The organism is Kitasatospora sp. NPDC008050 (assembly GCF_042957465.1).
Classification (GTDB): domain Bacteria; phylum Actinomycetota; class Actinomycetes; order Streptomycetales; family Streptomycetaceae; genus Kitasatospora.
Map to the genome: position 1 here is coordinate 336790 of NZ_JBIBIJ010000003.1, position 11129 is coordinate 347918.

The 11129-nt window shown below is 72.3% G+C and carries 9 protein-coding genes and 1 pseudogene; 3 read left to right on the top strand and 7 right to left on the bottom strand.

Features of this window, described 5'->3' with window-relative positions; all coding sequences use genetic code 11:
• Window positions 1-146 precede the first annotated feature (146 nt).
• On the top strand, window positions 147-1829 hold the full coding sequence (locus tag ACFZB9_RS08410) for a hypothetical protein (protein WP_391444852.1): 1683 nt from the start codon (window positions 147-149) through the stop codon (window positions 1827-1829).
• 85 nt (window positions 1830-1914) lie between these two features.
• Here the strand turns inward: ACFZB9_RS08410 and ACFZB9_RS08415 are convergent, their stop codons facing one another.
• The 7 genes from ACFZB9_RS08415 to ACFZB9_RS08445 all read right to left on the bottom strand — a co-directional run bounded on the left by ACFZB9_RS08415 (window position 1915) and on the right by ACFZB9_RS08445 (window position 8959).
• Entirely contained in the window at window positions 1915-2988 is a 1074-nt protein-coding gene (locus ACFZB9_RS08415) for a CAP domain-containing protein (protein ID WP_391444853.1), read from the bottom strand.
• 155 nt (window positions 2989-3143) lie between these two features.
• Window positions 3144-5162, bottom strand: a complete 2019-nt coding sequence (locus ACFZB9_RS08420; protein WP_391445190.1) for a putative Ig domain-containing protein — start codon at window positions 5160-5162, stop codon at window positions 3144-3146.
• Window positions 5163-5488: 326 nt separating this feature from the next.
• A complete protein-coding gene (locus tag ACFZB9_RS08425; protein WP_391444855.1) occupies window positions 5489-6709 on the bottom strand; it encodes a low temperature requirement protein A in 1221 nt (406 codons plus the stop codon).
• A gap of 40 nt (window positions 6710-6749) precedes the next feature.
• On the bottom strand, window positions 6750-7217 hold the full coding sequence (locus ACFZB9_RS08430) for a nuclear transport factor 2 family protein (RefSeq protein ID WP_391444857.1): 468 nt from the start codon (window positions 7215-7217) through the stop codon (window positions 6750-6752).
• Window positions 7218-7229: 12 nt separating this feature from the next.
• Window positions 7230-7802 carry an NADPH-dependent FMN reductase gene (locus ACFZB9_RS08435; RefSeq protein ID WP_391444859.1) on the bottom strand — a complete coding sequence of 191 codons (573 nt, stop codon included), beginning with the start codon at window positions 7800-7802 and terminating at the stop codon, window positions 7230-7232.
• A gap of 114 nt (window positions 7803-7916) precedes the next feature.
• The gene (locus tag ACFZB9_RS08440) at window positions 7917-8336 is read right to left on the bottom strand and encodes a nuclear transport factor 2 family protein (RefSeq protein ID WP_391444861.1); all 420 of its coding nucleotides are present in this window, start codon (window positions 8334-8336) and stop codon (window positions 7917-7919) included.
• A 122-nt stretch (window positions 8337-8458) separates the two neighbouring features.
• A complete protein-coding gene (locus ACFZB9_RS08445; protein WP_391444863.1) occupies window positions 8459-8959 on the bottom strand; it encodes a MarR family winged helix-turn-helix transcriptional regulator in 501 nt (166 codons plus the stop codon).
• Window positions 8960-9159: 200 nt separating this feature from the next.
• Here ACFZB9_RS08445 and ACFZB9_RS08450 point away from each other — a divergent pair.
• Window positions 9160-9987, top strand: a pseudogene (locus ACFZB9_RS08450) (MmgE/PrpD family protein); the annotation flags it as partial.
• 152 nt (window positions 9988-10139) lie between these two features.
• On the top strand, window positions 10140-11045 hold the full coding sequence (prpB, locus tag ACFZB9_RS08455; RefSeq protein WP_391445192.1) for a methylisocitrate lyase: 906 nt from the start codon (window positions 10140-10142) through the stop codon (window positions 11043-11045).
• Window positions 11046-11129 lie beyond the last annotated feature (84 nt).

Genomic DNA, 11129 nt, shown 5'->3' on the forward strand with positions numbered 1-11129 from the left:
CGGGCTGATGCATCGTCAACTGACCTTTGTTGATCGATGATTGCTGCCACTTGTGAAGATTCCAGGACGTCTGAGGAGGGTACGGATGGCGCGGTGTGCGGCGTTCCCGCCGTCCACCGCCGATCTTCACCACCGAGGAGCACCCTGTGCGCCCAGTCCGCCGTCTGTTCGCCACCGCACTGGTGGCATCAGGCACTCTGCTCGCCGGTTCCACCGCCGCCGCCGCAGTGCCGGCCCACCCCGTCCGCCATCATCCGGTCGCCACTGCCGCCGCCCGCACGGCCTCGCCCACCGTGCGTCCGCACGGGGTGAGCAGCAGTGCCGGCGCCGGCTTCCAGGTGGCCGGCGCCGGCACTGCCCGGCAGGCGCACGCCTCCTGGGTCCAGCCCTGGGTCGACTGCAGCACCAACGGCTCGGTGGCGTTCTGGGTCGGGCTGGACGGTATGTCGTCGAACGACCCGAACACCGTCCAGATCGGCACCCAGGTCGACTGCAGCAACGGCAATGCGCGCTACTACGGCTTCTACACGCTCCCGGGCGGCACCAAGGTCACCTTCGGCAGCGTGATCCCCGAGGACAACATGGAGGCCTCGATCGTCCCGGTGGCGAACGCGGCGCCGGGCCCGGTCCTCATGAACTACCAGCTGGTCCTCGGCGACCTGACCCAGTCCTGGCGGCAGCAGTACGTCGAGAACATCAGCCCCGCGGGCCAGAGCGCCGAGGCCATGGTGAGCGCGGGGACCGGCGCGGGGACGCCGCTGGCCCGGTTCGGCTACAACGCGTTCACCGCCGTGACGCTGAACAACGCGCCGCTGTCGGCCGGGAGTCCGGCCGGCACGGCCGTCACGCTGAACGACCCGGCCGGCGGCACGGCCCAGCCCACCGCGCTGAGCCCGAACGGCAACTTCGGTGTCTCCTACGGCTCCACGGCCGATGTGACGGGCCGGGTGATGACCGCCGTCCAGGGCGGCATCCCCAGGAACCAGCTGGTGAACAACTGGACGCCCGGCGGGAGCGGCTACCTGGGGCAGACGATCCTGCGCAACACCAGCCCGAGCCTGGTCATCCTGCCGGACGGCGGCTGGGAGGAGGCGATCATGACGGCGTACAAGACGCTGGTGATCATAGGCAGCGACTACACCACCAACACCGGGGTCCCGCTGGCCGGCGGGAGCAGCCCGAGCCTGGCGGTCGCCGCCGACGGAACGCTGGAGGTGGCCTTCGAGGGTCCCAACGGGCACCTGATGATCTACACCCCGTCCTCGGGGGGCACCACCGACCTGGGGCTGCCGATGGTGGGCAGTTCGACGCCGAGCATCGCGGCGCTGAACTCCGGCGGGTTCGAGATCGCCTACGTGGCCAACACCGGCCAGCTCGCCTTCACCGGGGCGGCCGGTAGCTACGTCAGCGGCAACTACGTCCGGGGCGGCACCAATCCGTCCCTCGCGCCCGAGGTGGTCAGCGGCTACGTGTACGCCTTCCAGGGGACGGACGGCTACCTGTACCAGGGCAGTTCGAGCCTCGGCGCCCTCAACCAGCAGATTCCGCTGGCCGGCGGAACCAGCCCGAGCATCGCCTGGCTGAGCGGCGGGGCCGAGACCGCCTTCGAGCAGTCCAACGGGCAGATCGGCTGGTCCGGCATCTACTCCGGCTCCGGTCCGGCCTCGGTCGGCAGCAGCAGCCCCAGCATCACCGCGGACCCGGACGGATTCCGGATCGCCTACCAGTCGACCGGATTCCAACTGGCCTTCTACGACCGGATCTACGGCACCGTCGGCACCTCCCTGGGGATGGCCGGCACCGGCACCAGCGCCTCGGCCGCCGGCTGACCCCTCGGCCCGGCCGGAGCCGGTGAGCCGCAGTGGACTTCCCCGCTGCGGCTCACCTGGCCGGGGCTCGCCTGGCCGGCGCGGGTCAGTTGGCGAAGTCCTGGGTCATCCACACCGTTCCCGAGGAGTCGCGGAGCAGTTCGATGCCGATGTGGTGGAAGTCCGGGTTGAGGATGTTGCGACGGTGGCCGTCGTTCGGCGGCTGCTCGGCGAGCATGCTGTTGGTCAGTCCGACGGCCATGTTGGCTATCGCGGTGGTGGTGTCGGCGACCGGGCCACCGTCGCCGATGTTCTCGCCGGCTGTCGTCCACTGAACGCCGGCGGCGTTCTCGCGGTCACCGAAGGCGGGCTCGCCCGGGCACTGGTGCTCCAGGCCGCAGCCCGCGGACATGGTGTGGTTGTGGGCGTCCGCGCTGGTCTGCAGGCCGGCGAGCATCTGCAGCGGTGCGGCGCCCTGGGCGGCGCGTGCCTGGTTGATGACGGCCAGCACCTGGGCGGCCGCCGCATCCAGGTCGGTGCCGGAGCTGCCGGAGGCGCCGGTGGCGGCCGTGGAGCTCGGCGCGGACGTGGGGGCGGCGCCGGTGGGGGCGGGGCTCGGCGCGGACGTGGGGGCAGCGCCGGCGGCGGCGGAGCGCGGCGCGGCAAGGGGGACGGCGCTGGGGGCCACCGGGGTCCGGGAGACGGCGGTGGTCTGTGAGGTGGCGGGCGTGGGCGCGCTCGACGGCGGTCCGGCGGCGGGCGGGGTCACCGGGGTGGTGCTGGTGGATCCCCCGGGCAGCCGGGTGGGTCCGGTGGTCTGCGCGGGCGGGGCCGTGGTGGCGGCCGCGGGCCCGCTCGGCGTACCGGAGGCGGTGTTGGCCAGGGCGTCGGGCGCGGCCGGGGGTTCCGGTGCGGAGAGCGTCCTGCTGTTCTGCGGGTCGGTCGACAGGGCCTTGCCGCCGATCACCACGGTGGTCGCGGTGGCCGCGAGTGCGACCGCGGCGAGCAGCGGCTTGGCGCCGGGCAGCGCCCGCCTGGCCCGGTGTCGGCCGTTGCCCTCCCGGCGATGGGATCCACCACCGGGGCGGCGCGCGGCCGGACTCGGGTCGTACCGGCCCGCCGGTCCTGCACCGTCCCAGGACTGGGCAGCCGGGTTGGCGTCGGTGGCGTAGTTGGTCATCTGCTCTCCTGCTGTCGAGGGCCTTCCGTGATGGGAGACCCCCGGGAGGTCAGCGGATAACGGAAAACCTGGAACCGATTTTCGAACCGGGTTCGACGCCGGCTGCCCCGGGGCCTGTCCGGCGGATCGTGCCGGACAGGTCCTCGGGCCTGTCGTCAGGAGGCCTGGAGCTGGGTGTCGTCGAGGACGAAGCTGGTCGGCTGCGGGGAGTTGTCCTCGGTGCCGACGAACTTCACGGTGACGGTCTGGCCCGCCCAGCGGGAGAGGTCGACTCCGTACTGCTGGTAGCCCTTGTGGGCGTCGAGGTTGCTGTACGTGGCCACGGTGGTGGTGCCGGTGCTGCTGATCACCTCGACCTTGAGGGTGTCGGTGGCCTGCCGGGTGTGCTTGGCGGTCTCCACGTGCAGCCAGTAGGACAGTGCCGCCTTTGAGCAGCCGGTGGGGATGGTGACGGTCTGCCAGAGGTTGTCGGTGGCTGCCTGGCCGTAGCCGTCCAGCCAGGCGTCCCAGCTGCCGCCGTGGCCGGGCTCGGCGGACATCGAGTTGTTGAGGACGCCGGGGGTGCTCTTCCAGGGCGCCATGTTCGCACCGGTCTCGAAGCCCGGGTTGCCGAGCAGTTGGCCCCCGGCGCAGGGTGCGGAGGTGCTGCTGACGGTCCAGCTGAAGCTGGTGCTGCCGCTGGCGCCGGCCTGGTCGGTGGCGGTGACGGTCACCTCGGAGGTGCCGGCGGCGGTCGGGGTGCCGGTGATCAGGCCGGTGCCGGAGATCGACAGGCCGGCCGGCAGGCCGCTCGCACGGTAGCCGAGGGTCTGGGTGCTGTCGGAGTCCACCGCGGTGATCTGGAGCGAGGCGGCACTGGCGGTGGTGCCGGTCTGGCTGCCGGGGTTGGTCACCGTGACGCCCTGGCCCGGCGGGGTGCTGCCCCCGCCGCCGGTCGCGCCGCCACCCGTACCGCCGCCGGCGCCCCCGCTGCCCGTACCGCCACCCGTACCGCCACCTGCGGCGGCGGGTGCGAAGGCGGCGGTGCCGTTGGGCGTGCCGAGCCCGGTCGGGCCGTCGTAGCCGGGGCCGGCGGTGCACAGGTAGCTCGGCGTGCAGGACGTGGTGGCGCCCGAGGTGACGTCGTTGAGCGCGCCGGTGTGCGCGTAGGGGTAGGCGGCCGGGACGGTGCCGGTGGCCGGGGTGCCGGCCAGCGCGTAGGTCGCGGCGATGATCGGGGCGGCCGCCGAGGTGCCGCCGATGACGTTCCAGCCGCCGTTGCCGTTGGAGGTGTCGTAGCTGGCGACGCCGGTGGCCGGGTCGGCGACGGCGGACACGTCGGCGACGGTGCGCTTGCCGCAGTCGTTGTCCTGTTGCCAGGTGGGCTTGGGGTCGAAGCCGGAGCAGCCGGAGCCGGCGCCCTCGGTGGGCGAGGTGGCCCAGGTGGACTCGCTCCAGCCGCGCGCGTTGTTCGCCTTCGTCAGCGCGGTGCCGCCGACCGCCGTGACGTACTGGGAGGCGGCCGGGTACTCGACGCCGAAGCCGGAGTCACCGGAGGAGGCGGTGATGGCCACCCCGGGGTGGTTGTAGAACTGGGCGTCCTCGCTGGTCTGGTCGGGCGACTCGGGCCCGCCGTAGCTGTTGGAGACGAACTTCGCGCCCAGCTTGACGGCCGCGTTCACCGCGGTGCCCAGATCCTGGCCGCTCTCGGAGTCGGCTTCCACCAGCAGGATGTGGCAGTTGGGGCAGACGGCCGAGACCATGTCGACGTCGAGGGACTCCTCGCCCGTCCAGTCGTCGTTGGCCGGGGCGGGCTGCGGCAGGCCGCTGGCCTGACCGCTCTGGCCGACCTTGCTGAAGCAGCCGTTCGCGGCGGTGCAGGCAGGCAGGTTGAACTGGCTCCGGTAGACGCCGAGATCGCTCTCGGCGGTGGGGTCGTCGTAGGCGTCGACGATGGCCACCGTCCGGCCGCTGCCGCTGGAGGCGGCGGCCGAGGCCAGGTTGTAGGCGGACTGCAGGTCCGCGGGGCCGTAGCCGCCGACGCCGGCAGCGGCCCCGGAGGCACCGGCGGCGCCGGAGCGGGCCAACTGCGGCTTGACGTCGGTGCGTACCAGCGCGTTGCAGGAGTAGTGGCCCGGGGCGGCGGGCGGGCAGGCCTCGCGGTAGTGCTGGGCGGCGGCGGTGTCATGGTGCATCGTCACCCCGGTGGTGACCGCCGCGTTGGCGTTGAGTGCGATGGCGCCACCGACGATCACGGCGGCTATGGAGGAGCCCGCCACGGCCACGCGGACCCGGCGCTTGAGGGAGGACCGCCGGTGGGAGCGCCTGCTGTGCGGCGTCTGAGCCTGTGACAAAACGAGTCTCCTGTGGGACCTGTGGAACGGCGGTGGCCGACCCGGTTGACCCGATCCTAGGTAGGCCGAAACGCGCGAATGCCCCATAACGGACTTCCACAGACTCCCCTAAGGAAGCGCTCATCTGAGCCTTCGCCAGCCCCTGGGGCGCCGGAACCCGGCTCGCTTCACCCGCGCCGCAGCCGGTAGCCGACGGCGAACCCCCAGGGGATGCTGAAGACCACGACGAGGACCGGCCCGAGCACGACCGGCGCGGGGCGGGCCGCCCCCAGCCCGAGGCAGGCGACCGCCGCCACCGCACAGGTGCCCGCCAGGCGGCGGTACAACGCGCGCTTGGCGTGCCAGACTTCGAGCGCGGCGGCCACCAGCATGGTGCTCACGAGGACGACCGCGGCAGCACCGCAGAGCACCCAGGACGTGGCGGCGGCGGTGCGCCCCGCGTGGGCATGCTCGACGAGGCCGACCATGGCCGCGCCCATGGCGGCCACCGCGGCGGTGAGCGGCAGGTGGGCGAGCATCCACTGCAGGGTGGCGAGCGGGGTGCGCCGTGGCGCGCGATGGCCGGCGAAGTCGAAGTAGGTCCACCACGCGCCGAAGCCGACCACGACGGCGATCAGCGCGACCGCGATGGTGAGCGCGCTGACCGGCTCGGCCGCGAGCCCGCTCACCACACCCGTGACGGTCTCCCCCAGCACGATGATGATGAGCAGCCCGAACCGTTCGATCAGGGCGTCGGTGACAGTGAGCGTGGCGGCCGCGCCCGGCGCCGCTCGCAGGATCGCGGCGGCCAGTCCCACCAGGTAGGCGACGTCCAGCAGTCCCCACGTCCACACCCGGGACGCGGCGGGGAGCAGCGCGCTCATGCCGAGGATGACGGCGCAGCAGGCGGTTCCGGTGACGAAGAGTCTGCTGGAGCGGCGGTACTGGGGCCGGTCGCCGCGGGAGGCCAGCAGCCACAGCACGGCCAGCACCGCGAACAGGCTCCCCGCCGCGACGGCGAAGGCCGCGCCCCGGGCACCGCCCGCCTCGGGGATGAAGGCCCCCAGCGGGACGAGGACCAGGATCTGGAGCAGGAAGGTGCTCCGCGCCCGGGCGTCCTCGCGGCCGTGCAGCTCGTGGTGGAGGCTGCCGTTGACCCAGGCGATCCAGACGAGCCCGAACACCGCGGCGTATTCGCCGAGGCCGCGCGCGGTGAGCTTGCCCGCGAGATGGTGGGCCGCCTGCGCGACCAGGACGACCACCACCAGGTCGTAGAAGAGCTCCAGCGGGCCGACGACGCGCTCGCTCGGCTGCTCACCGTGGGCCCGCGGCGGCTGCCACAACTGCCGCCGCAGCCGCTGCCAGAACGTCGCCGGGCCGGTCACGGCGGGGGCGCCTTCGTCCGTCATCCGGTGACGCTCCTGGGGTCGCGGCGGCGGCCCCGGTCGTTCAGGACGGGCAGGGGCGGGTCTCGGTCCAGTCGACCATCAGACGGCGCTCGGCGAAGAACCACGCGCCGTCCTGCTTGACGAATTCGTCGAGGTAGCGGATGGACGCGATCATGATCGTGCGCTCGGCGTCCGCGCCGAACGAGAGGTGGTGGGCCAGGCAGTAGCTCTCGCCGCTCGCCCGGTCGCCGTCGAGCACGACGGTGCTCTGGCCGTTGAAGTGGGTGGTGGCCCGGTAGGTGTTCAGGTTGTCGAAGACCGGGGCGAGGGCCTCGCGTCCGTGCAGCTCCTGGGTCGGCTCGGCCGCGGTGGCGTCCATGAAGACCAGGAAACGGGTGTCCTCGGTGAACAGGGCCAGCTGCCCCTTGGCGTCGCGGCGGTCGGCGCAGTGCGCGTAGGCGTCGACCAGCTCGCGGATGGCGAGGCGGTCGGCGGCTTCCCGAGGTGGGACCGAGGCGTGGGAGGTCATGGCGGACTCCGGTCAGCTGCGCAGGGTCTTCATGGCCGCCGTCCAGCTCTCCAGCTGCTCGAAGAGCTTGGTCACCGCGCCGTCGTGGTGCGCGGCGGGCTTGAAGACGGCGAAGTCCTCGAAGTCGGAGAAGAGCGAGAAGCACAACTGCTGGTTGACGTGGGCGAGCTGGATCGCGCTCGCGATGCTGCGCAGGTGCTCGACGGCGCGCACGCCGCCCACGGTGCCGTAGGAGATGAAAGCGGCGGCCTTGTTGTTCCATTCAGCGTAGGCGTAGTCGATCGCGTTCTTCAACACGCCGGGAATGGAGTGGTTGTACTCGGGGGTGACGAAGACATACCCGTCGAACTCGGCGATCTTGGCAGCCCAGGCCTTGGTGTGGTCCTGCTGGTACTGGCCCATCGACGGCGGCACCGGCTCGTCCAGGTGGGGCAGTGGCCAGTCGGCGAGGTCGATGAGTTCGTACTCGGCGCCGATCCGGGCGCCCGCACGGTCGACCACCCAGTCGGCCACCGCCTTCCCGTTGCGGCCGGGGCGGGTGCTGCCGAGGATCACGGCGATCTTGAGGGTGTTCACGGTGGCCATGGCGACCTCCAATGGATTGAACCTTCAACTCTCACCGTAGACCCATGGACTTGAAGCCTCAAGTCATGATCCGGCACGCGAGTCCCCGCCCAGGCCGCTGGGGCCTGTCGTCACTCAGGCCAGGCCGAGCTGGGCGGCGATGACGGAGCCCTCCGCGTAGCAGTCGAAGCGCTCGATCCTGCCGTCGACCAGCTCGAACACGTCGCAGCACGGGGCGTCCATGCGCTTGCCGGTGGCGGGGACGGTGCCCGAGGGCAGCTCCAGCGGCCCGAGGTGGGTTCCCTGCAGGCGCAGCTGCACGATCACCACATCCCCGGTGACATAGAACCGGCCGAGCTCACGGTGCATGTCGGGGAACGCCTTCGCGTAGACCTCGACCGTCCTGCCGAGCTCCTGCGGGCCGCGGTAGGTGAGCGGGATCGACATGTCCGTGAAGGTCCCGTCCTCGGTGAAGGACGCGACCCACCCGGCGACGTCCTTGTCCTCGGCGGCCTGGTAGGCATTGCGGATGATCTTCTCGTTCTCCAGTGACATCGTGGATCTCCTGGTTCGCGCGATCGATACCGCCCACCGCGTGAGCGGCATTGCACCCAATCACTTTAACATTCAAGTCATCGATTCGACAGGGGCCACGCGGGCACGACGGCCGCGGGCCGTCAGCGGGCGGGCGAGTCGATCCGCTGCAGGATCCGCTCGGCGTCCTGGCCGAGCCGGCGCAGGCGCTCGCCGGACAGGTTGTCGACGACGAGGCGGCGCACATAGGCCACGTGACCGGGCGCGGCGGATTCGAGCTTGCTCATGCCGTCGGGCAGCAGGACGGCGTTGGTGAAGCGTCCGTCGGCCGGATCCGGCTCGCGCCGGACGTAGCCGCGGCTTTCGAGCCGCTTCACCAGGTGCGAGAGCCGCGACAGCGACGAGCTGGTGTTCTCGGCCAGCACGCTCATCCGCAGGGTCCGCTCCGGGGCCTCGGAGAGTATCGCCAGGGTCATGTACTCGACCATGCTCAGATCCGCGTCGCGCACCAGCTGTGCGTCGATGGCCCACGGCAAACGGGTGATCAGGCGGACCACCGACATCCATGACGCCAGCTCAGCGGGCGTGAGCCACAGGTCGGCAGGTTCCTCCGCCTGGGGCGACGACGGGTCGGGCACGGTCATTTTCAGACCCTACCAGCCCCGCCGACACCGACCACCGCGATCCGCGGCCCCGCCCGCGGGCCCAGGTCGCCACCATGCGCTCGCACCTCGGCATACTGGCCCGCGGCGCTCGCACACGGCAGCCTGGTCCTCAGCCCCGCCCGGGCACCCCGGGGGCGCGCGAGCGCTCCAGGGCAGCGCGACGCTCACGAGGAGTTCCCGTGATCCAGCACCACGTCCGTGTCCACCCCAGCACCGACCGGCTGCCGCGCGAGGAGCAACTCGCCTGGAAACTCGCGTCCGTTGCCACCGGCACCGTGGAACTGGAGGCCGCGAGCGCGGCCATGGCCGTCAACCGGCTCATCGACAACGCCTCGGTCGCCGTCGCCTCCCTGCTGCGCCGCCCGGTGGCGGTCGCCCGCGCCCAGGCCACCGCCCACCGCCGGGCCGCCCCCGGCGCCTCGGTCTTCGGCACCCGCGCCCGGGTCTCCCCGGAGTGGGCCGCCTGGGCCAACGGCACCGCCGTGCGCGAACTGGACTTCCACGACACCTACCTCGCCGCCGACTACTCGCACCCCGGCGACAACATCCCGCCGCTGCTCGCCGTCGCCCAGCACACCGGGCGCACCGGCGCCGACCTGCTGCGCGGCATCGTCGCCGCCTACGAGGTCCACGTCGCCCTGGTCAAGGGCATCTGCCTGCACGCACACCGGATCGACCACGTGGCCCACCTGAGCGCGGCCACCGCCTGCGGGATCGACGCCCTGCTGCGGCTGCCGACCGGGACCGTCCACCAGGCCGTGCAGCAGGCGGTGCACACCACCACCGCCACCCGGCAGTCCCGCAAGGGCGAGATCTCCAGCTGGAAGGCCTACGCGCCGGCGTTCGCGGGCAAGGCGGCGATCGAGGCGGTGGACCGGGCGATGCGCGGCGAGACCTCCCCCTCCCCCATCTACGAGGGCGAGGACGGCTTCCTCGCCTGGCTGCTGGACGCGGGCAAGTTCCGCACCCTCACCCAGGGCATCGTCACCCCGGCCGACCAGAACCGCTTCCTCCCCGCGGCCGAGCAGCTCGCCGAGCTGAGCGCGACCGACCTGGACGAACTCTTCCCCGCCGTCGACACCCAGGCCGTGCGCGAGGTCGACGCCCGCCTGCCGAAGGGCCTGTTCTGATGCCGCACACCCACCTGCCGCACGCCCATCTGCTGCACACCCGCACCACGCCCGCCGAGCGCCGCCGAGCGCTGCGTGAACGCCTCGCCACCGGACGCCTGTTGGCGATGCCCGGGGCCCTCAACCCGCTGTCCGCCCGGCTCATCCAGGAGACCGGCTTCGAGGCCGCCTACCTCTCCGGCGCCGCGCTGGCCGCCGATCTGGGCCTGCCCGACATCGGCCTGACCACCTCCACCGAGGTCGCCGCCCGCGCCCAGCAGACCACCCGGGTCACCGACCTGCCCGTGCTGATCGACGCGGACACCGGGTTCGGCGAGCCGATGAACGCCGCCCGCACCGTCCAGTTGATGGAGGACGCGGGCCTGGCCGGCCTGCACCTGGAGGACCAGGTCAACCCCAAGCGCTGCGGCCACCTCGACGGCAAGGCGGTCGTGCCGCGCGAGGAGATGACCCGCCGCGTCCGCGCCGCCGTCGACGCCCGCCGCGACCCCGACTTCCTGCTGATGGCGCGCACCGACGCCCGCGCCGTCGAAGGCCTGGACGCCGCCATCGACCGGGCGAAGGCCTACGTCGACGCCGGCGCGGATGCGGTCTTCCCCGAAGCCCTCGCCGACGAGGCCGAGTTCGAGGCCTTCCGCAAGGCCGTCGACGTCCCGCTGCTCGCCAACATGACCGAGTTCGGCAAGGGCCCCCTGCTCGACACCCACACCCTGCAGGACCTCGGCTACGAGATCGCCCTCTACCCGGTCACCCTGCTGCGCCTGGCCATGGGCGCGGTGGAGCAGGGCCTGCGGACCATCGCCGCCGAGGGCACCCAGCAGTCGCTGCTGCCGCGCATGCAGACCCGCTCCCGCCTCTACGAACTCCTCGGCTACCAGGAGTACGCGGCCTTCGACTCGGCCGTCTTCGACTTCACCCTCCCGCCCGGCACCTGACGCACCGCAGGAGGGCGGCCACAGGACGCCGCCGACCTGGTGCGGCTGATCATCTCGGCCTGCCCGAATCCGGCTGAGCAGCCG

Bases quoted from the DNA above. Each gene is read 5' to 3' on its own strand.
- ACFZB9_RS08415 (WP_391444853.1), bottom strand. From the start codon at position 2,988: ATGACCAACTACGCCACCGACGCCAACCCGGCTGCCCAGTCCTGGGAC.
- ACFZB9_RS08440 (WP_391444861.1), bottom strand. From the start codon at position 8,336: ATGTCACTGGAGAACGAGAAGATCATCCGCAATGCCTACCAGGCCGCC.
- ACFZB9_RS08420 (WP_391445190.1), bottom strand. From the start codon at position 5,162: ATGCACCATGACACCGCCGCCGCCCAGCACTACCGCGAGGCCTGCCCG.
- ACFZB9_RS08425 (WP_391444855.1), bottom strand. From the start codon at position 6,709: ATGACGGACGAAGGCGCCCCCGCCGTGACCGGCCCGGCGACGTTCTGG.
- ACFZB9_RS08445 (WP_391444863.1), bottom strand. From the start codon at position 8,959: ATGACCGTGCCCGACCCGTCGTCGCCCCAGGCGGAGGAACCTGCCGAC.
- ACFZB9_RS08430 (WP_391444857.1), bottom strand. From the start codon at position 7,217: ATGACCTCCCACGCCTCGGTCCCACCTCGGGAAGCCGCCGACCGCCTC.
- ACFZB9_RS08435 (WP_391444859.1), bottom strand. From the start codon at position 7,802: ATGGCCACCGTGAACACCCTCAAGATCGCCGTGATCCTCGGCAGCACC.